Consider the following 21,033-nt stretch of genomic DNA (forward strand, 5'->3'; position numbering starts at 1 on the left):
TTTTTATCTATATGTTTTGTATCGTCCGCTTGAAGCACACCAATAAAATATTCCTATTTGAATATAAATCGCTAATTGCGAATGTTCCTTTTATCAATTATCAATTCTTCAATTCATAATAAATTTTAGCATTATTCTTTCATAAAAATAGAGACTTCATAAGAATACTATAAAAAAGTTCGATTTGTTTTTTTATTAAGTTAAAAATAATAATTTTGAATTGTATTATATATGATTATAATGATTCTTTTAAACCAAAATATGATCCAAGCACTTCCTTTTTCTACAAAAGGCACAGCTTCTATTTTTGGTACTACCATTACCCCTTGGGGTTGTTAACTATATTCTCTTTAGGCTATCTTTGTAATTTTTACAATTACATTTTCTTAATCATTTTACTAAAAATACTAATTCATTAAAAATGAAGGTTTTAAAATTTGGAGGAACATCTGTAGGTTCTTCAAAAAACATAAATAGCGTTATACAAATTCTAGATAATTATTCGAAAAACGGTGCTGTAATAGTTGTGGTTTCAGCAGTTGGCGGTATTACCGATAAGCTTTTACAAGCCGGTAACCAAGCAAAAAATAAAGACAGCGGTTTCATAAATACGTTCGGCAACATCAAGGATATTCATTTTGAAATTATAAACGAACTCAATCCAGATAACAATCACTCTATTTTAACCGCTGTTGAAAGCAGGCTAAACGAACTTAAAAGTTTATTGGACGGCATTTATTTGATTAATGAATTGTCGCCAAAAACATCCGATAAGCTTGTTGGCTTTGGTGAGGCTTTATCGTCTTTCATCATTGCTGAAACCATGAAAAACAGGGGGTTATCAGCAGAACGAAAAAATTCAAAAGACTTGATAATTACCAATTCAAATTTCACGAAAGCCGAAGTGAACTTTGGAATAACCAATAAAAACATTAAAGATTATTTTAAATCGGCAAGCCAGCAAATTACCGTACTTCCGGGTTTTGTGGCACAATCAACTTTAGGCGAACAAACCACACTCGGTCGTGGTGGCTCCGATTACACAGCGGCCATTGTTGCAGCAGCTTTAAAGGTAGAACAATTGGAAATTTGGACCGATGTTAGCGGCATGTTTACCTCCAATCCTAAATTAGTAAAACAAGCCTACCCGATTGAGAAAATCTCGTATCAAGAAGCTATGGAATTATCGCATTTTGGCGCCAAGGTTTTATATCCACCAACGGTACAACCGGTTTTGGATTTAAACATTCCCATCCACATAAAAAACACACTAAAACCAGAAGCGGCGGGTACGGTTATTTCCAATGACGAATCCCATGCGGCATTGCCCGTTAAAGGTATTAGCAACATCAGCAATATTGCCTTGTTAACACTTCAAGGCAGCGGCATGATTGGTATTCCCGGGTTTTCAAAACGTTTGTTTGAAACTCTTGCACAGGAAAAAATAAATATAGTTTTAATTACACAGGCATCGTCGGAACATTCTATTTGTTTAGGACTCGATGAAAACGATAGCGAAGCAGCAAAAACCGCCATCGATTTGGTGTTTGAAAATGAAATTGCGCTCCATAAAATTGACCCGATTATTGTAGAAACCGGATTATCAATTATTGCATTGGTTGGCGATAACATGAAAAACCACCAAGGTATTAGTGGTAAAATGTTTAGCACTTTAGGAAAAAACAATATCAACATTCGTGCGATTGCACAAGGTGCATCAGAAAAAAACATCTCTGCGGTTATTGATAAAAAAGACGTGAAAAAAGCGTTAAACACATTGCACGAGCAGTTTTTCGAAACCCAAACCAAACAGTTAAATGTATTTATAACGGGCGTTGGTAATGTTGGCGAGCGCTTGGTGGAACAGATTAAACAACAAAAAAAGTACTTAAAGGAAAACTTAAAAATCAACTTGCGCATTATTGGGTTATCCAATTCCAGAACCATGATTTTTGATGAAGATGGCATTGATTTAAAAAATTGGAAAGCGCTATTAACAACTGGAGAAAAAGCGACTTTAGAAGGCTTTTTTGAAAATACAAAAGCATTGAATTTACGCAATAGCATTTTTGTAGATGTTACTGCAAATAAAAACGTGGCCAATTTGTACGCCAAATATTTGCGCGAAAGTATTGGTGTGGTGGCTTGTAATAAAATTGCTTGTTCCAGCGATTACGAAAATTACCGTTTGTTAAAACGTTTATCGCTTAAATACAACGCCCCTTATTTGTTTGAAACCAATGTTGGTGCCGGTTTACCTATTATTGATACGTTGAACAATTTAATAGCTTCAGGTGATAAAATCACATCCATTCAAGCGGTTTTATCGGGCAGTTTAAACTTCGTTCTTAACAACTTTAATGATAATACCAAGTTTCATGACGTGGTTAAGCAAGCACAGGCTGAAGGCTATACCGAACCGGATCCAAGAATTGATTTAAGCGGTGTGGATGTGGCCCGAAAAATTTTAATTTTGGCCAGGGAAAGTGGTGTAGAAATGAATTTGGAAGACATTGAAAATACTCCATTCTTATCGGAATCAGGGTTAAAAAGCGTTACGGTTGATGATTTTTATCAAACGTTAATTGATGACGAAGCGCATTATCAAAACTTATATGCTTCCGCGAAAGCGAACCAATGCCAATTAAAATACGTGGCACAGTTTAACAACGGAAAAGCAAGCGTTGGCTTACAGGAAATTCCTGAAGGGCACCCCTTTTACAATTTAGAGGGCAGCGATAATATTGTGATGTTTTACACCCAGCGTTATCCAGAGCAGCCCATGATTATTAAAGGTGCAGGTGCTGGAGCCGATGTAACGGCTTCGGGTATTTTCTCTGATATTATTAGAATTGGAAATAATTAAAAAGGACAAAAGAATAAAGAGAAGAGAAAATAGATTTGTCTCATTTCTCTTTTCTTAATTCTATAAAAATATGAACGAAATAAAAATATTTTCGCCTGCAACAGTTGCCAATGTCGCTTGTGGTTTTGATGTGTTGGGCTTTTGCTTAGACACGATTGGCGATGAAATGACGATTAGAAAAGTTGACAAAAAAGGCATTTTTATAACCAAGGTTGAAGGTTTTAATTTACCCACGGAAACCGAGTTAAACGTAGCTGGGGTTTCGGCATTGGCCATGTACGAGGCGGTAAATCCAGATTGTGGTTTCGAAATTGAAATCCGTAAAAACATAAAACCCGGAAGTGGTATTGGCAGTAGTGCCGCCAGTGCGGTGGGCAGTGTATTTGGAATGAACGAACTTTTGGGCAAACCTTTTAATAAAACGGAGCTCACGGCATTTGCCATAAAAGGCGAAGCATTGGCGAGCCAATGTGAACACGCCGATAATTTGGCACCAGCTATTTTTGGGGGATTTACCTTGGTAAAAAGCGTATCGCCACTTGAGGTTTTACAAATTCCTGTGCCCAATAATTTGTATGCGACCATTATTCATCCGCAGATTGAAATAAAAACGTCCGAGGCCAGAGCCATTCTGCCAAAACAAGTTCCGCTTCAAGACGCCATAACGCAATGGAGTAACTTTGGGAGTTTAATTCACGCGCTGCACACCAACGATTACCCATTAATTAAAAGGTCCCTGCACGACGTTATTATAGAACCACACCGAAGTAAACTGATTCCTTATTTTGATGACGTAAAACAAGCCGCTTTAAAACATGGCGCCTTGGGCTCTGGGATTTCTGGTTCTGGACCTTCAATTTTTTCGTTGTCCGAAGGAATTGAAAAAGCTAAAAACGTAGAGGAAGCTATGATTAACGTGTACTCAAAAACGAATATAAAGTTTGATACTTATGTGTGCAAAATTAATACACAAGGCATAAAGATTATTGAATAGATTAAATTGAAATAGATGTCATTGCGAGGAGTTTTTACGACGTGGCAATCTTTTAAATTTAAGTAAATTATCAACAGATTGCCACAGCAAATAAAAATTTGCTTCGCAATGACGAATGGATTAGAATTACGAACAACTAATAACCAGATTTCCGTCAACGGTCTTCGGTCAATATAAAAGAAATGAACTACTACTCATTAAACAAACAAGCACCAAACACATCGTTTAAAGATGCGGTTATAAAAGGATTAGCGCCAGATAAAGGCTTGTATTTCCCGGAAAGCATAACGCCTTTACCACAATCATTTTTTGATGATATCGATAATTTATCGCACTCCGAAATAGCTTTCGAAGCCATTAAACAATTCGTTACGCCCGAAATTCCGGAAGCGGTTTTAAAAACCATCGTTGAAGAAACCTTAAGTTTTGATTTCCCTGTGGTTCAACTCAATGAAAACATTTCTACTTTAGAATTGTTCCATGGTCCAACCATGGCGTTTAAAGACGTTGGTGCGCGTTTTATGGCACGCTGTTTAGGTTATTTTAACAAAGACAACACGAACGAAGTAACCGTTTTGGTAGCCACATCGGGCGATACAGGTGGTGCTGTGGCCAATGGATTTTTAGGTGTAAAAGGTGTGAATGTCGTGATTCTTTACCCTAGCGGAAAAGTGAGCGATATACAGGAAAAGCAACTTACAACTTTGGGTCAAAATATAAAAGCTTTAGAGGTTAATGGCACTTTTGACGATTGCCAAGCCATGGTTAAAACCGCCTTTTTAGATGAGGCATTAACAAGCCAAATGCAACTTACCTCGGCCAATTCCATTAACGTTGCACGTTGGTTACCTCAACTCTTTTATTTTATGTTTGCCTATAAACAATTGCATAAAAAACATAAAAACATGGTGTTTTCCGTACCAAGCGGAAATTTTGGCAATGTCGGTGCGGGCATGATGGCACAACAATTGGGATTGCCCATTAAACATTTTATTGCTTCTAATAATGAAAACAATGTGGTGACCCGCTATTTACAATCGCAAAATTACCAACCTCAGGCATCGGTACAAACCATAAGCAATGCTATGGACGTAGGCGACCCGAGTAACTTTATCCGTATTCAGGAAATTTATAAAAACAACTTTGAAGCGTTAAAAGACAACCTGTCGTCGTATAGTTTTTCAGATGAGACCACCAAAGAAGCGATGTTGGAAATTTACGAACTATTCAATTACGTGGCAGACCCACACGGTGCCGTGGGCTATTTAGGATGCAAAGCGTATTTAAAAGAAAACCCAAACGCACATTGCGTATTTTTAGAAACGGCGCATCCCACCAAGTTTTTGGATGTGGTTGAAGAAGTTATAAAAGAAAAACAGCCGTTTCCAACCCAAATCGAGGCGGTTATGGATAAGGAAAAAGTAGCGACGAAGATTTCGGCTTATAATGATTTAAAAGACTTTTTATTAAAGTAGGTTTTGATTTTATCAAACTAGAGAAACATCGAAGACATACGGACAGAAACCAAAAATAATTTATGAAACTGCTAAAAAAAACATGCTTGGTAACTTTAATAATATTAGCGTTAGCAACTATTATCACTTTATTGCTTGGTGGTTTTATGCCTTTGTTTTCAATTGCCTTTGGTTGGTTGTTTCTATATTATTTAGTTATTTACATAGTATTGATCTTACTTAGTAAAAATGAAAATAACATATTAAAATACGCTATGGCCACATTAATATGTATTCCGATTGTATGGGGGCTTTTTGCTCCCGAATATCTGTTTGATTTTTTGCTTCAGGGTGTAAAACTCGATTTTAAATAGCACTTCGGGAATTGCCAATCTTCAAAAGATCATGTTTGGCTTCACAAGAAAAATTAACTACTTTCGTTTACATGTGCTGTCCCGATAAGTATCGGGATTATTTCAGTTATTACCGATAAAGCTCATTAAAACGGAGCTTTATTTTTGCATTAAACGAAACTACCTAAACAACCTCACCATAAAGGTCAAAATCCTCAGCTTCAATAATTTTAATGGTAGCAAATTCACCTGTTTTTAAATAGGTTTTTGTAGCATCAATAAGCACTTCGTTATCCACATCGGGCGAATCAAATTCGGTGCGCCCAATAAAATAATTACCTTCCTTTCTATCGATAACCACTTTAAACTCCTGCCCTATTTTTTGTTGGTTCAATTCCCAAGAAATCTGCGATTGGATTTCCATAATCTGGTTGGCACGGTCAATTTTCACGTCTTCCGGCACATCATCTTCTAAATTAAAGGCATGGGTATTTTCTTCGTGCGAATAAGTAAAACATCCCAAACGTTCAAAACGCATATCGGTAACCCACTGTTTTAACTCTTGGAAATGTGCTTCGGTTTCTCCGGGATATCCCACAATTAACGTGGTTCTAATGGCCATTTTAGGAACTTTAGCTCTAAATTCCTGAAGCAGTTTTGTGGTTTTTTCCTTTGTGGTGCCACGGCGCATACTTTTTAAAATCGAGTCTGAAATGTGCTGCAGCGGAATATCCAAATAGTTACATATTTTCGGCTCGCGCTCCATCACCTCCAACACATCCATGGGGAAACCCGTTGGAAATGCGTAATGCAACCGAATCCACTCCACACCTTCAACCTTTACCAACGCTTCAAGCAATTCGGCTAAGTTTCGCTTTTTATATAAATCCAGTCCGTAATACGTTAAATCCTGTGCAATTAAAATCAATTCCTTAACACCGTTTGCTGCCAGCTTTTCAGCTTCAATAACAACCTCTTCAATCGGCGTGCTTTTATGTTTTCCGCGCATTAAAGGAATGGCGCAAAAACTACAGGGTCTGTCGCAACCTTCGGCAATTTTTAAATAGGCATAGTTTTTAGGTGTCGTGGTTAAACGTTCGCCAATAAGCTCGTGCTTATAATCGGCACCCAAAGCTTTAAGTAAACCGGGTAGTTCGGTGGTTCCAAAATACTCATCCACATTGGGGATTTCCTTAACCAAATCAGGCTTATAACGTTCGCTTAAACAGCCCGTTACGAACACTTTATCAACTTCACCTTCTTGTTTTTTCTGTACGTATTCCAGAATGGTATTAACACTTTCCTCTTTGGCATTATTGATAAAACCGCAGGTATTAATCACTACAATATTGCCCTCCTCTTCATGTACAACCTCTTTATTATTGGCTTTAAGTTGTCCCATTAACACCTCGCTGTCGTAAACATTTTTACTACAGCCCAGAGTTACTACGTTTATTTTATTCTTTTTAAGCGTTTTTGTGCGCATAGGTTTTATAAATATGGGCGCAAAGATACGCAATACGAAACGATTTAAGAGCTAAGATTTATTAATTGCGCTTTTTGAAATTTAATATGCCAATTAAACCTTTAGTATATTTACATGTCCAAAAAATAAAATCTACTGTTTTGAAAAAGATCATCTACTACTTTATGATTATTGCAATATCCTGTTTTAATTGCGCTTCCAATAATGAACCTATTGATGAAACTCCTATCGATAACGAACTCTATTTTCCACCGATAAATTCTAATGTTTGGGAAACAAAATCGGTGAGTGATTTGGGTTGGAATGAAAGTGCCTTACAACCGCTCTTAAATTACGTTGAAAGCAAAGGCACCAAAGCTTTTATCATTTTAAAGGATGGCCGTATGGTGGTTGAATGGTACGGAAATGGAGAAGATGAAACCTCTAACTTAGCGTGGAATTCTGCTGCCAAAACCTTAGTGGCCTTTACTACGGGTATTGCGCAACAAGAAGGCTTTTTAAGTATTGATGATGCATCGAGCGATTATTTGGGTAGCGGATGGACCAATTTAACGACAGAACAGGAAGAAAATATAAGCATTTGGAATCATTTAACGATGACCACGGGATTGGATTTTACTGTGCCTAACAACAACTGCACAGATCCCGATTGTTTAATTTATAAAAACGAACCCGGTAGTTTTTGGTACTATCACAACGGCCCTTATACCATTTTGCACGACATTGTGGGCAATGCCGTTAATACCGATTTTAGTAATTACTTTAATGATAAATTAAAGAATAAAATCGGGATGCAAGGGGCTTGGTTACACATTGGCTATTTTAAATTATACTATAGTACCGCCCGAAGTATGGCGCGGTTTGGACTGTTGAATCTAAATAAAGGTGTGTGGAACGACGCTGTCATATTAAATGATAACAGCTATTTTGAAGCAATGACGAACACCTCGCAAAACCTAAATAAAGCTTATGGTTATTTGTGGTGGTTGAATGGAAAAGATAGTTTTAGAGGCCCAGGGTTGACTATGGAATTCCAAGGGAAATTAATGCCGAATGCCCCAGATGATTTAATTGCGGGCTTAGGAAAAGATGATCAAAAACTGTACATCGTTCCCAGCAAAAACCTTGTAATAGTTAGAATGGGCGATGATGCCGGCGAAGCTTTATTGGGGCCTTCGAGTTTTGATAACGACCTTTGGGGCGAAATCAATAACCTGATTGATTAATTATAATTTTTTGGCGCTTTTCGCCTTTTGGAAACCTGCTCATAAATATATGCCCAACCCAATAAATCATTTTCAGATAGAGGTTTACCAATAAACGTTAAGCCTTTTGGAGCGCCTTTTTCTGTATAACCCATGGGAACCGTTATAGCAGGGTATTCAGCCACTGCTGCAAAACCTGCATGGTAATTATTTATTGATAAAAACCCATCAAGATTGTGTTCTTTCATAGGTTTGTCGTAAAAACTTCTTCCATTAGCCTTTAATGTGTTTTTTATCTCTTGAAACGCTTCGTGGCTTGCACTATCTGCTACAATACCTTCAAATAGTTTTTGGCCATAAGGCATCCGATTTAAGGAATCTTTTTTATTGAAATCAATAACATCTTGTACAGACGCCACCGCAACCTCGTTACTCGCGTAATCTGAAAGATATTCAGGCAAATCGGTTTTCATATCTAAATTTAAAAGCCTTAAAAAATCTGGCAAATCAATTTTTTCTTCCTCAATCTCAATAATTTTCGCGCCTTTGGATTTTAAATCTGCAATAGATTGTACGTAAAGTGAATCTTCCAACAATCTTTTAAATGCCCCAAAACGTTTTCCTTTTAAACTGATATCAGATATATTACTATGATAATCTGAATCTCTTTTTGTCATAATTGATTTTGAATCGTTTTCATCAAAACCAAACATCGCGTCTAATAAAATGGCGTTATCCGTTACGTTTTTGGTCATCGGTCCCGGTGTATCCAAAGTTGACGAAATAGGCACAATACCGCTTCTGCTCAACAAGCCAATGGTTGGTTTTAAGCCAACAACTGAATTCTGACTTGAAGGTGACAATATTGAACCAGACGTTTCGCTACCCACTGCCCCAACACAAAAATTAGCAGCAACGGCCACACCACTACCCGAACTCGAACCACCTGTATCCATAATTCTTCGTCCGTAAGGATTTAAGGTTTGTCCGCCAACAGCACTATAGCCGCTTGGGCAATCGCCACAGAAAAAATAGGCCCATTCGCTTAGGTTGGTTTTCCCTAAAATTAAAGCCCCTTTGCTTTTTAATTGTTTAACCACAAAAGCATCCTCGGTGTTATTATTCTGTAACGCCACAGCTCCAGCAGTCGTAGGCATTCCTTCTGTATTTATATTATCTTTTAATAAAATTGGCATGCCATAAATGGCATGTGGCTCAACCTCAAAATCTGTGTTATCTGCTTTTATGGCTTCTTTAATGACATTCGGATTTAATGAGATTACTGAATTTAATGATAAAGAATTTTCTCTATCGAACTTTCTAATACGATACAAATAGAATTTAGTGAGCAATTCGTAAGATAGTTTACCAGATGATATGTGTTCGTGAAGGGTTGGAATGTTTGCTTCTAAAATTAATGGTTTTAAACGATTATAAGTTTCGTCCGTAAAATCTTTTAAGTCGTTTTCAAAAGGTTCCCATAGCTCAGAAACATTGATATATTCTGAATCCAAAACTTTAAATGCTCTAAAATCTTTAATGGAATCGTTTGAAGAAACCATGGCGTCTTCTAAAGCAATATTATCAGAAACACTATGGTCTGCTTTTGGGTTTTTACAGGAAAAGATTAAAAAGGAGAATAAGAAAAATATAGAAAGTCTCATGGTCAGTATTTTGCACTAAAATAGTGAAAAATTTGAATGAAATATTCTAAAAAAACAGATTCCTGCCTGTGCAGGAACGATAAATTACCGTCTTAATTTCTATCTTCAAAAGGAATGATAAGGCCTTTTTCCAAATAATTCTTTAGTCCGTTTAACAGCAAAGCCCAACAAAATGAAGAATGTTTAAAATGATGATTGTTTTCCGGCCAATTTACGTGACAAAACTTCACCATGGTACCATTTTCGGTTTCTTCCAAATCGAAACCAAAGGTGGTTGGCTTCCAATCTTTATCGGCATCCGTCATTTTTAAATGAAATGCCGCATTGTTTTTTACTTTTGAAACCTTACAGAACCAATTGTAATCATCGGTAAAATTCAAATTATATTCTGCACCTAACTCTGGTTTTCCTGAAGATTTTAAAGTCCACCAGTTATCGAGGTGCTCGGGTTGGGACACCGCATCAAACACCTTTTTTGGAGATGCTTTTATTTGAAAGTTATGAAAAATAGAATAACTCATAATTATAAAATTATGAAAAATTATCGATTATAAGATTCCCGTCACCGCGGGAATGACAAAAACAGATTACTTAAAAAACGAATCGACAAACTCAAACTTGTTAAAGACTTGCAAATCGTCAATACCTTCGCCAACCCCAATGTATTTTACGGGTATTTTAAACTGGTCTGAAATCCCAATTACAACCCCACCTTTTGCAGTGCCATCTAATTTTGTAACCGCTAAACTTGTTACTTCGGTAGCTGCGGTAAACTGTTTGGCTTGCTCAAAAGCATTTTGACCGGTAGAGCCGTCAAGCACCAACAACACATCGTTTGGCGTGTTCTCAACCACTTTTTGCATCACACGTTTTACTTTGGTAAGCTCGTTCATTAAGTTTACTTTATTGTGCAAACGTCCAGCGGTATCAATAATAACCACATCGGCATTTTGGTTTACGGCGCTCTGTAAAGTATCGAAAGCCACCGATGCCGGATCGCTACCCATAGATTGTTTTACAATTGGTACATCTACGCGGTCTGCCCAAACTTGTAATTGGTCTATCGCTGCGGCCCTAAAGGTATCGGCTGCACCAAGCACCACATTTAAACCTTGTTTTTTAAATTGATACGCCAACTTACCAATGGTTGTAGTTTTGCCCACACCGTTTACGCCAACCACCATAATTACATAGGGTTTTTTATCTTTCGGAACGGTAAACTCGGTGTCCTCGCCGGAATTGGTTTCGCTTAATAAGCCTGCGATTTCTTCGCGGAGAATTTTATTGAGCTCGTCGGTGCCCAGGTATTTGTCTTTTGCAACACGCTCTTCTATGCGCTCGATAACTTTTAAGGTGGTGTTTACGCCAACATCGGAAGATACCAAAACTTCTTCCAGATTATCCAAAACTTCATCGTCTACTTTAGATTTTCCCGCTACGGCTTTACTTAGTTTACCGAGAAAACTGGATTTGGATTTTTCCAATCCTTTATCTAATGTTTCTTTTTTTTCCGATGAAAATATTTTTTTAAAAAAGCTCATAGTGTTGCTGGTTGTTTGTTGTTGAGTTGTTAGGCTCCATATAATTTTGCTTTTGCGTTAGGGATTGAGGTATTGTTGAAGCTCTCCCGATTTTTTTTATCGGGAAGCGACTACCGAAAGCCCGACCCTTGTGGTAACGCCCAAATGATTATTGTCAATTTTCGCACCACATTTTTTTACTGCAATTATGGCAGTAAATTTACTGAAATATAAGCATAAAAAAACTGCTTCCAGGAAATGAAAGCAGTTTTTAAAATATAATGTAATTCGGTTTTTACTTTTTGTTTAAAAAGTCGTTTACAAATTCTGGAGCCATGATAGACTCAACAAACATGTAAGCTCCTGTTTTTGGAGACTTAACCATTTTTATAGCTTTTGTTAATCTTTTTGATCCTGTTTGTAATGATGCTACTGATTTTTTTGCCATGACTACTTATGCGTTTTGAAATTTTTTAAAATTTCTAATTTATATTATTTGAAATTTTCTTGGAAAAATTTCTAATTTGGGTTATTTGAAATTTTCTTGGAAAAATTTCTAATTATTTAATTTCTTTATGAACTGTCATACGTTTAAGAATTGGATTGAATTTTTTAATCTCCATTCTTTCTGGCGTATTTTTTTTGTTTTTTGTAGTAATGTAACGTGAAGTTCCTGGTTGCCCAGACTCTTTATGCTCTGTACATTCTAATATTACTTGTATTCTGTTGCCTTTTTTTGCCATGTCTTTTTACTTGTTAAATACAGCTATTATTTATAAAACCCTTTAGATCTTGCTTCCTTAATTGCTGCAGAAATACCAATTTTATTAATTGTTTTTAAAGCAGAAGTAGAAACTTTTAAAGTTACCCAGTTATCTTCTTCTGGAATGTAAAAACGTTTTTTCACTAAATTCGCATTAAATTTGCGTTTAGTTCTATTTAATGCATGAGACACGTTGTTTCCAACCATTGCCTTCTTTCCTGTAAGTTCACAAACTCTTGACATTATTTATAACTTTAATTTTTTTGTTGCTTAAATTCGAGGTGCAAATATACAAATACTTTATATTATGACAACCTATTTTTTATCTATTTTTTAAAATTTCTTTTTGAAGCATTTCGAAGGCTTTATTTACGGCTTTATTTATCACTTTTACACGATGGTTTCCCATGTTGAATACTTCGGAAAAAACATGTGTTTTTGTCGCTATGGATATAAAAACGGTGCCAACCTCGGCATTGGAATCGCCTTTTTCCGGCCCCGCATTTCCTGTGGTTGCAATGGCGTAATCGGTATTAAACATTTGCAAAGCGTTTTTTGCCATGGCCTCGGCAACCTGCGCGCTTACCACGGAATGGACATTGATAATGGCTTTTGAAACGCCCAAAACATCTATTTTAGATTGTGTGGCATAGGTTACCAAACCGCCTTTAAAAAAAGCGGAGGCTCCTGCATTGGCAGTGATGTGTTCGGCTATTTTACCGCCAGTGCAACTTTCGGCCAAAGCAAGTGTTTTTCCTAATTTTACCAATTGCTTTCCTATAATGGTTTCAATGGAGGATTCGTCTTCTTCAAAACCAAAAAAATCATCTTTAATTAAAGGTAACAAGCGGTCTATTTGTTGCTGTACCTCGTTTTTTATTTGTTGTTCATCAAACCCTTTTGCGGTTAATCGCAGCCTCACTTTGCCTAAGTTTGGCAAATAAGCAAGCTTGATGTGTTTTGGCAAGGCGTCTTCCCAATCCTCTATTCTTTCGGCAAGCGAACTTTCGCCAACACCATAAACCAATAGTGTTTTATGCAATATAAACGGACATCTAAAAGTATCCTTTAATTTAGGAAGCACCTCGTGTTCCATTAAAGCTTTCATCTCAAAAGGTACACCGGGAAGCGATATAAATACTTTGCCTTTTGATGCAATCCACATTCCTGGGGCACTACCGTATTTATTCATTAAAACCGATGCTTTTGAAGGTATCAAAGCTTGGTCTAAATTAACCTGTTTAAGCGGTTGATTTATTTTTTTTTCCCAGAGAAGCTCAATATTTTTTAATACGGAAGCGTCACGAACTAAGGTGTCGTTAAAAAATTCAGCAAGGGTGTTTTTGGTAATATCGTCTTTTGTTGGGCCCAATCCACCGGTAAGTATAATAATATCGGCTTTCCCCTCGGCTTCTTTTAAAGCTTGCAGAATGTGCGTTTTATCATCTTGAATGGAAGTCATTTGATAAACCGAAACGCCAATTTTATTAAGCTGTTTTGAAATATATGCAGAATTGGTATCGATAACCTGCCCTATGAGCAACTCATCGCCAATGGTAATTATTTCGGCTTGCATTACAGCTTAAAATCGGATTTTATTTCCACCAAAGCCTTGTCTACCGCCGTAATAACTATATTTAGCTTTTCGGTAATATCCATATCTGTTTTGGTGAATTTTCCCCAATCTTGAACCTCGATTAAATCGTCAAGAATACCAAGCTCAAACAAATCTACCGTAGGTTTCATTTTATGAGCTGCTTGATAAGCTTCTTGATAATCTTTTTCGGCCACCGCATTTTTTAGCCGTTCTGCATCTTCAGACACTTCTTCTAAAAATGTTTCGGCCAAGGTTTTAACAAAATCCTCGTCGTTATCGGCCAATTCGCGTACCCTATATAGTTTATAATGTTGTTCCATTTTATTTAGCTGTAATTGAAAACATAGCTTTGTTTTCTATAAATCCTTCCAACTTATCGTTAGCAATAACTTTGCCAACTCCCGCCGGTGTGCCCGTAAAGATAATATCTCCAATCTTTAAAGTGAAATATTTTGACACATATTCTATCAAGTCATCAATTTTCCAGAGCATGTGGCTTGTATTTCCCTGCTGTACTACAGTACCGTTTTTTTGCAACGAGAAATTTATATCGTTCACGTTTTTTATACTGTCAACAGGTAACCAATTTCCAACAACGGCAGCACCATCAAAGGCTTTCGCTTTTTCCCAGGGTAAGCCTTTTGCCTTTAACTGGCTTTGTAAATCGCGTGCGGTAAAATCAATCCCAAGTCCGATTTCTTTATAATATTTATGTGCAAATTTTTTATCAATATGCTTCCCTACTCTATTTATTTTTACCAAAATTTCGACTTCGTGGTGCACATCATCCGAAAAATCCGGAATAAAAAAGGGTTGTTTTTTAAGGAGAATGGCCGTGTCTGGTTTCAAAAAAACTACCGGGTCCAATGGTTTTTCGTTTTCCAGTTCTTTAATATGTTCGGTGTAATTTCTGCCGATGCAAATAAGTTTCATAATATATTCATTTTTCTCGCACAAAGGCGCTAAGATGCGAAGATTTAATTTGGGCGTTACCACAACCCTTCGACTGCGCTCAGGGCAAGTGGTCGGGCTTTCACTACTCGCTCCCTCCTGCGTCGGGGAGTTCAAACATTTAGCCTGCGCTGAGCGCAGTCAAACCGTTCAATCCCTAACGCAGCTATCTGCCAAGGTAAGAGACCAAGACTGAAAACTGCAACTTCACTTTAGTCCAGTTTATTATTAAAGCTCTTTAACTTAATAGCCGTTAACACTTTTTTGGTGTACAACGGAAAATCGGCATTTAACAACCAACCAAAATACCCGGGTTCTTTTTCCAGCACTTCGGTGACTTTTTTGCCTTTGTGTTTTCCGAAAGAAAAACACTCTTCGCCTTTTTTGTTATAGGTTATAAAACCTGCAAAATCGGCAAACTTTTTTCGCGAGCTAAATTCGGCTAAAAATTTGGTGTCATTTTCAAGGGCATCGTATTTGGCGATTTGCGCTTTTAACACTTCAAAAGTCGCATTGGTATCGGCTTCGGCACTGTGCGCACCATCTAAATTTTTATCGCAATAAAATTTGTAGGCAGCACTCAAAGTACGCTGTTCCATTTTATGGAAGATGGTTTGCACATCGACAGACAAACGGCTTTTCATATCGAAATCAATCTCGGCACGAAGCATTTCTTCGGCTAAAAGCGGAATATCGAATCTATTGGAATTAAAGCCTCCCAAATCGGAGTCTTTAATAAGGTTGTAAATTTCTTTTGCCAGTTCCTTAAACGTGGGCTTATCGGCCACATCGACGTCAGAAATGCCATGGATTTCCGTTACTTCCTTGGGGATAGGCATCTCCGGGTTTACCAACCAGGTTTTGCTTTCTTCCTTGCCATTAGGATACACTTTAAGTATGGCTATTTCTACGATACGATCTTTTGAAATATTAACTCCTGTTGTTTCCAAATCGAAGAAACAGATGGGTTTTGTGAGGTTGAGTTGCATTAGCTATTTTTTATTGCGTAAAGGTACTAAACTTACCAAAGTGTAAAAAACAAAAAACCAACCGTTTTATGGGTTGGTTTTTTTATTATTTCCATAATCAGATTCTTCGCTTTGCTCAAAATGAAATTAAATCTCCCTTTGACTATCCCAAGCTTCTAAATAGTCTTTAACCGCTTTTACAAATTGCCCGCCTAATGCGCCATTTACAACACGGTGGTCGTAAGAATGCGATAAAAACATTTTATAGCGAATACCAATAAAATCGCCTTCAGACGTTTCGATAACCGCTGGCACTTTACGTATGGCCCCCAATGCTAAAATCCCTACTTGTGGCTGATTGATAATGGGTGTGCCCATAATACTTCCAAAGGTGCCCACATTGGTAACAGTGTACGTTCCACCTTGGATATCGTCTGGTTTTAGTTGGTTTAAACGTGCTCTGTTTGCTAAATCGTTAACTTGTTTAGTCATACCAACCAAATTGAGCTGATCGGCATTTTTTATAACCGGCACAATTAAATTGCCGTCTGGTAAAGCCGCGGCCATACCCAGATTAATATTTTTCTTTTTGATAATGGTATCGCCTTGCAAGGAAATATTCATCATCGGAAAATCGCGCAATGCTTTGGCAATGGCTTCCATAAAAATTGGCGTAAAGGTTAAATTTTCACCCTCACGTTTCATAAAGCCATCTTTAACTTTCTTTCTCCAATTCCAAATTTTGGTAACATCGGCTTCAATAAAACTTTGAACGTGTGCCGATGTTTGCGTGGATTCCACCATGTGATGCGCAATGAGTTTGCCCATTCTGGTAAGTTCAATAATTTCATCTCCGCCACTTGCAACAATAGGTTTTGGTGCTGTTTTTTGTTGTGGTTCAGCTTTTCCAACCGGTTTTGGGGTTTCAACCGGAGTTTCTACTTTTTTAGCAGCGCCTCTATTTTCTATATAGTTTAGAATATCGTTTTTAGTTACACGTCCGTCTTTACCCGAACCTGAAATGGCATCTAATTCTTCTTGTGTAATACCTTCTTGTTTTGCAATGTTTTTTACCAATGGTGAATAAAAACGACCCGCGCTAGAGCTCACCGTAGCCACTGTTTCTTTTGCAACAGTTACAGTCTGCTCAACTTGTTCAACAGCCGCCGCTTGATTTTCGGTTTCAGCATGTGCAGTTTCAGCTACGGAACCACCATCTTCACTGTCGGTTTCAATTACCGCTATAACCTGACCAACTTGAACGACATCATCAACATTAAAACGTTTTTCAACTAAAACACCATCAACCTCACTTGGCACTTCGCTATCTACCTTATCGGTCGCAATTTCTAAAACCGCTTCATCCAATTCGATAGAATCGCCAACTTCTTTTAACCAAGCAGTTATTGTTGCCTCTGCAACACTTTCGCCCATTTTCGGTAATTTAAGTTCAAACTTTGCCATATCAATAATATAATCCTTGTTTTTTAATTTGAGTTTGCAAAATTAATAAAAAATGATTGATTTTTTTAAATTATTTACAAAATCATTATTCTAAAATAATAACTTCTCCTCTACTGATAACATCGTCACTCCCCAATATAAAATTGGAGTTTTCCGATAAAATTTTATAGGTGACAGGTTCGTTGTTTACACCTTCTTCAATCATTTCAATAATCTTTTTATAACCTAATGCTTTGGCATCAAAAATAACTTCTGTAAATTTTTGAATATTTCTTAAATCTGATTTTAAAGTTATCTCTTTTTGCAATACAAATTTAAGCTTTTCATTGATTTGATTAGAAACTAACACATATTTTTCAATAGGCACCACCTTTTTTACCGGTGTTTTTCTGAGAATATAAACCAACCTTACACCAAGCCAGACGAGCATATCGAACAGTATGTTTTTCTTAAAATGCTTTTTGTAGAATATTTGCATGGCGCCATAAAAACGACGTGCATAATATTTATCCCTTAAAGTGCTTTCGCCTTTAAAATGGATAACCGTAGTGTCTCCAAAATAGTAATTTTGGTAACCAGTCTTTAGCATTTTATATGATAAATCGATGTCTTCGCCGTACATAAAATAATCTTCGTCAAAACCATTTACCGCATTGTACACATCGCGTTTTACAAGCATAAACGCCCCGACCAACACATCGACTTTGCCCGTTTCATTTTCATTTAAACGATTCGCATAATAGTCTTTTGAATTACCCAGCAATTTTTTGAAAGCGGCATTTACATACGGAACATTTCGCTTGCTTTCCGGTAAAAAATCTCCTGCACCGTTTATTAATTTACACCCTACGATGCCAAATTTTTCTTTTGTTTGTACATAATCAAGAATCTTGTTAAATGTATCTTCTGCAACGACTGTATCAGGGTTTAATATGCAAATATACTCGCCTGTAGCCTGAGAAACGCCAATGTTATTTCCTTTTGAAAAACCAAAATTCTCTTTATTTTTTATGAGTTTCACCTCAGGAAACAATGCACTTACCATGTTGCAACTATCGTCTTCAGAATTATTATCAACTACAATAATTTCTGCTTCAATTTCGGCAATAGCGGCTTGCACACTTTTTAGACAGAGTTCTAAAAAGTAGCGCACATTATAGTTTAAAATTACAACTGAGAGCTTCAAATGAAATTATAATTTTAAAGAGGTTTCAAACGGAATCCTATTTACGATACTTCTTCCTAGGGTAATCTCATCGGCATATTCCAACTCATCACCAACCGAAATACCTCGCGCTATAGTTGATGTGATAACGTTATAATCCTGAATTTGTTTGTAAATATAAAAATTGGTGGTATCGCCTTCCATCGTTGAACTTAACGCAAAAATAAGTTCTTTAACCACGCCTTGTTTTACTTTTTTTACTAAGGTTTCAATATTCAAATCATGTGGTCCAATGCCATCCATTGGCGAAATTTTTCCGCCCAAAACATGGTATAACCCTTTAAATGAACTGGTGTTTTCAATGGCCATTACATCTTTAACATCTTCAACCACACAAATAATAGTTTCATTTCTGTTGGGATTGGCACATATTTCGCATAGATTGAAATCACTAATATTGTGGCAGAATTCACAAAACTTTATGGTGCTGCGCATATTCTGTAATGCTTGCGACAGTGCAGTGGTTTGCTCTTTAGGCTGCCTTAATAAATGCAAAACCAAACGCAATGCGGTACGTTTACCAATTCCTGGTAATTGCGACATTTCGTTTACGGCCCGTTCTAACAATTTTGAAGAAAACTCCATAGGTTGCGAATTTACTATTTATTCTGAACTTGTTTTATAATCTTATCAACTTTTACGTAATTTGGCACTTGAAAAATTGTTTTTATGACCGCAACACAAATCCTTCTACTTATTGCTGCCTATTTTGGCTTACTTATTTTAATTTCATATCTAACTGGAAAAGACGATAGTAACGACGTTTTTTTTAAGGCCAAAAAGCAATCGCCGTGGTATTTGGTGGCTTTTGGAATGATTGGGGCATCGCTTTCCGGTGTAACGTTTATTTCGGTTCCGGGGATGATTGGCGGCCAGCAATTTGCCTATATGCAAGGTGTTTTCGGGTTTTTTGTAGGATATTTATTTATCATATTAATATTGCTTCCGTTGTATTACAAACTAAATGTAACGTCAATTTATCAATATTTAGAGCAGCGATTTGGTAAAGTAAGTTATAAAACCGGGGCTTTTTTCTTCTTGCTTTCTAGGGTAACCGGTGCTTCATTCCGGCTGTATTTAGTGGCTTTATCGATGCAGTATATTGTTTTTGAAAAGCTCGGTGTGCCGTTTTGGTTAACCGTTGTGGTTTCCATTTTATTAATATGGCTGTACACCAATAGAGGCGGTATAAAAACGATTATCTGGACCGATACTTTGCAAACCTTGGCGATGCTCGTTTCGGTGGGTGTTGGTATTTATTTGATAAACCAAAAATTGGATTTTACCTTAATCAGTATGCTGAAATCTGAATCGTTTTCTGCTAAAAGTCAAATCTTCTTTTTTGATGATCCCTATGCGACCACTTATTTCTGGAAATACTTTATTGGAGGTATATTCATAGCGATTGCCATGACGGGTTTGGACCAAGATATGATGCAAAAAAACCTAACGTGTAAAAACCAAAAGGACGCCCAGAAAAACATGTTTACCATGGCTACCTTAGTTATTGTTGTAAATTTCGCCTTTTTATCACTTGGTGCTTTGCTGTTTATTTATGCCGATAAATTCAACTTGCAAATACCGGTTGTAAACGAAATTACACGTACCGATTTGCTGTTCCCGGAAATTGCCATGAATCAAGGTTTGGGTAATGCGCTATCCATTACCTTTCTTATCGGGTTAATTGCGGCTGCTTATAGTAGCGCAGATAGTGCGTTAACCTCATTGACCACCTCGTTTTCGGTAGATTTTTTAAACATTGAAAAAAGACCCGAAGCAGAGCAAAAACCGCTGCGTAAAAAAGTTCATGTTGGCGTTTCGTTGTTATTAATAATCGTGGTTATTGTATTTAACAATTTGGAGGGCAACGTGGTAAGCAACTTATTCAAATTTGCTACCTACACTTATGGGCCGCTTTTAGGTCTATTCGCTTTTGGTATTTTAACCAAACGTGAAATTAAAGACAAATATGCGTGGATTGTTGCGTTGTTATCCATAACATTAAGCCTTGCCATTACATCGTTACCGGAAAGTGTTTTAGGAGCTTATAAATTTCATTGGGAAATTTTACCACTCAACGGCATCATCACATATTTGGGCTTAATATTGATTAGTAGAAAGAAGGACTAAAGTGCAAGCTGTCTCATAACCAATATGGTTTTCTTTTAAAATTTCATAAAACTCATAATTTTCCGTCCCCGGATTAAAAATCACGCGCTCGGGTTTTAAGGACACTATATAATCATAATACGCTTCTTGCCGTTTGGGGTTTAAATACAGTGTAATGGTATGTATATTATCGTATGGTTGTAGTTGTGTATCAATCTGTACTCCCGCAACCGTACCCGCTTCAAGCCCAAAAGATACAACGTTATGCCCTTTATTTACAAGCTTTCGAATGGCATAATTTGAATACCTATCTGGTTTTACCGAAGCGCCGATCACTAGTGTTTTCTTACTCATAATGTTAAAAAGATGTTAAGTTTTGTTAAATATAGTAACAGTATTTAAATCTACACGTCT

At 36.9% G+C, this 21,033-nt stretch carries 21 protein-coding genes; 6 read left to right on the top strand and 15 right to left on the bottom strand.

From position 1 onward, the window contains the following. Nucleotides 1-421: 421 nt before the first annotated feature. The 4 genes from thrA (at nucleotide 422) to ACN5J7_RS11110 (ending at nucleotide 5,688) form a co-directional block, all read left to right on the top strand. Nucleotides 422-2,866: a bifunctional aspartate kinase/homoserine dehydrogenase I gene (gene thrA, locus ACN5J7_RS11095; RefSeq protein ID WP_418603945.1), complete on the top strand. Its 2,445-nt coding sequence runs from the start codon at nucleotides 422-424 to the stop codon at nucleotides 2,864-2,866. A gap of 70 nt (nucleotides 2,867-2,936) precedes the next feature. Beyond that, entirely contained in the window at nucleotides 2,937-3,860 is a 924-nt protein-coding gene (locus ACN5J7_RS11100) for a homoserine kinase (protein ID WP_418603946.1), read from the top strand. Nucleotides 3,861-4,042: 182 nt separating this feature from the next. Next, entirely contained in the window at nucleotides 4,043-5,335 is a 1,293-nt protein-coding gene (thrC, locus tag ACN5J7_RS11105; RefSeq protein WP_311938116.1) for a threonine synthase, read from the top strand. 62 nt (nucleotides 5,336-5,397) lie between these two features. Then, entirely contained in the window at nucleotides 5,398-5,688 is a 291-nt protein-coding gene (locus tag ACN5J7_RS11110; protein ID WP_418603947.1) for a hypothetical protein, read from the top strand. A gap of 163 nt (nucleotides 5,689-5,851) precedes the next feature. On the opposite strand, the gene rimO is transcribed toward ACN5J7_RS11110, so the two are convergent. Continuing rightward, a complete protein-coding gene (rimO, locus tag ACN5J7_RS11115) occupies nucleotides 5,852-7,153 on the bottom strand; it encodes a 30S ribosomal protein S12 methylthiotransferase RimO (RefSeq protein WP_418603948.1) in 1,302 nt (433 codons plus the stop codon). Nucleotides 7,154-7,293: 140 nt separating this feature from the next. Between rimO and ACN5J7_RS11120 the strand changes: the two genes are divergently transcribed. Beyond that, nucleotides 7,294-8,379 carry a serine hydrolase domain-containing protein gene (locus ACN5J7_RS11120; RefSeq protein WP_418603949.1) on the top strand — a complete coding sequence of 362 codons (1,086 nt, stop codon included), beginning with the start codon at nucleotides 7,294-7,296 and terminating at the stop codon, nucleotides 8,377-8,379. Here ACN5J7_RS11120 and ACN5J7_RS11125 read toward each other — a convergent pair. The 13 genes from ACN5J7_RS11125 to recR form a co-directional block, all read right to left on the bottom strand. Beyond that, nucleotides 8,376-10,022 carry an amidase family protein gene (locus tag ACN5J7_RS11125; protein ID WP_418603950.1) on the bottom strand — a complete coding sequence of 549 codons (1,647 nt, stop codon included), beginning with the start codon at nucleotides 10,020-10,022 and terminating at the stop codon, nucleotides 8,376-8,378. The genes ACN5J7_RS11120 and ACN5J7_RS11125 overlap by 4 nt on opposite strands. Before the next feature lie 92 nt (nucleotides 10,023-10,114). Beyond that, the gene (locus ACN5J7_RS11130) at nucleotides 10,115-10,543 is read right to left on the bottom strand and encodes an SRPBCC family protein (protein WP_418603951.1); all 429 of its coding nucleotides are present in this window, start codon (nucleotides 10,541-10,543) and stop codon (nucleotides 10,115-10,117) included. 66 nt (nucleotides 10,544-10,609) lie between these two features. Next, nucleotides 10,610-11,563: a signal recognition particle-docking protein FtsY gene (gene ftsY / locus ACN5J7_RS11135; RefSeq protein ID WP_418603952.1), complete on the bottom strand. Its 954-nt coding sequence runs from the start codon at nucleotides 11,561-11,563 to the stop codon at nucleotides 10,610-10,612. Nucleotides 11,564-11,837: 274 nt separating this feature from the next. Then, a complete protein-coding gene (locus tag ACN5J7_RS11140; protein WP_311938106.1) occupies nucleotides 11,838-11,990 on the bottom strand; it encodes a DUF4295 domain-containing protein in 153 nt (50 codons plus the stop codon). Between the two features lie 112 nt (nucleotides 11,991-12,102). Further along, nucleotides 12,103-12,285: a 50S ribosomal protein L33 gene (rpmG, locus tag ACN5J7_RS11145; protein ID WP_099574372.1), complete on the bottom strand. Its 183-nt coding sequence runs from the start codon at nucleotides 12,283-12,285 to the stop codon at nucleotides 12,103-12,105. A gap of 26 nt (nucleotides 12,286-12,311) precedes the next feature. After that, nucleotides 12,312-12,548, bottom strand: a complete 237-nt coding sequence (rpmB, locus tag ACN5J7_RS11150) for a 50S ribosomal protein L28 (RefSeq protein ID WP_311938104.1) — start codon at nucleotides 12,546-12,548, stop codon at nucleotides 12,312-12,314. Nucleotides 12,549-12,627: 79 nt separating this feature from the next. Further along, nucleotides 12,628-13,881 carry a competence/damage-inducible protein A gene (locus ACN5J7_RS11155; protein WP_418603953.1) on the bottom strand — a complete coding sequence of 418 codons (1,254 nt, stop codon included), beginning with the start codon at nucleotides 13,879-13,881 and terminating at the stop codon, nucleotides 12,628-12,630. After that, on the bottom strand, nucleotides 13,881-14,222 hold the full coding sequence (locus tag ACN5J7_RS11160) for an Hpt domain-containing protein (RefSeq protein WP_311938100.1): 342 nt from the start codon (nucleotides 14,220-14,222) through the stop codon (nucleotides 13,881-13,883). Before ACN5J7_RS11160 ends, ACN5J7_RS11155 begins: the two co-directional genes overlap by 1 nt. Before the next feature lies 1 nt (nucleotide 14,223). Continuing rightward, nucleotides 14,224-14,835 carry a fumarylacetoacetate hydrolase family protein gene (locus ACN5J7_RS11165; RefSeq protein ID WP_418603954.1) on the bottom strand — a complete coding sequence of 204 codons (612 nt, stop codon included), beginning with the start codon at nucleotides 14,833-14,835 and terminating at the stop codon, nucleotides 14,224-14,226. A gap of 230 nt (nucleotides 14,836-15,065) precedes the next feature. After that, nucleotides 15,066-15,842, bottom strand: a complete 777-nt coding sequence (locus ACN5J7_RS11170; protein WP_418603955.1) for an exonuclease domain-containing protein — start codon at nucleotides 15,840-15,842, stop codon at nucleotides 15,066-15,068. 126 nt (nucleotides 15,843-15,968) lie between these two features. Beyond that, nucleotides 15,969-17,285: a dihydrolipoamide acetyltransferase family protein gene (locus ACN5J7_RS11175; RefSeq protein WP_418603956.1), complete on the bottom strand. Its 1,317-nt coding sequence runs from the start codon at nucleotides 17,283-17,285 to the stop codon at nucleotides 15,969-15,971. An 85-nt stretch (nucleotides 17,286-17,370) separates the two neighbouring features. After that, the gene (locus ACN5J7_RS11180) at nucleotides 17,371-18,471 is read right to left on the bottom strand and encodes a glycosyltransferase family 2 protein (RefSeq protein WP_311938090.1); all 1,101 of its coding nucleotides are present in this window, start codon (nucleotides 18,469-18,471) and stop codon (nucleotides 17,371-17,373) included. 6 nt (nucleotides 18,472-18,477) lie between these two features. Then, on the bottom strand, nucleotides 18,478-19,095 hold the full coding sequence (gene recR / locus ACN5J7_RS11185; RefSeq protein ID WP_311938088.1) for a recombination mediator RecR: 618 nt from the start codon (nucleotides 19,093-19,095) through the stop codon (nucleotides 18,478-18,480). An 84-nt stretch (nucleotides 19,096-19,179) separates the two neighbouring features. Between recR and ACN5J7_RS11190 the strand changes: the two genes are divergently transcribed. Then, nucleotides 19,180-20,640 (top strand): sodium:solute symporter, encoded by a 1,461-nt coding sequence (locus ACN5J7_RS11190; RefSeq protein WP_311938086.1) that lies wholly within the window; start codon nucleotides 19,180-19,182, stop codon nucleotides 20,638-20,640. Here the strand turns inward: ACN5J7_RS11190 and ACN5J7_RS11195 are convergent. Beyond that, nucleotides 20,611-20,973 carry a CoA-binding protein gene (locus ACN5J7_RS11195; RefSeq protein WP_418603957.1) on the bottom strand — a complete coding sequence of 121 codons (363 nt, stop codon included), beginning with the start codon at nucleotides 20,971-20,973 and terminating at the stop codon, nucleotides 20,611-20,613. The two genes, ACN5J7_RS11190 and ACN5J7_RS11195, sit on opposite strands and share 30 nt — an antisense overlap. Nucleotides 20,974-21,033 lie beyond the last annotated feature (60 nt).

It is taken from the genome of Hwangdonia sp. (assembly GCF_048381975.1).
Lineage (GTDB): Bacteria > Bacteroidota > Bacteroidia > Flavobacteriales > Flavobacteriaceae > Hwangdonia > Hwangdonia seohaensis.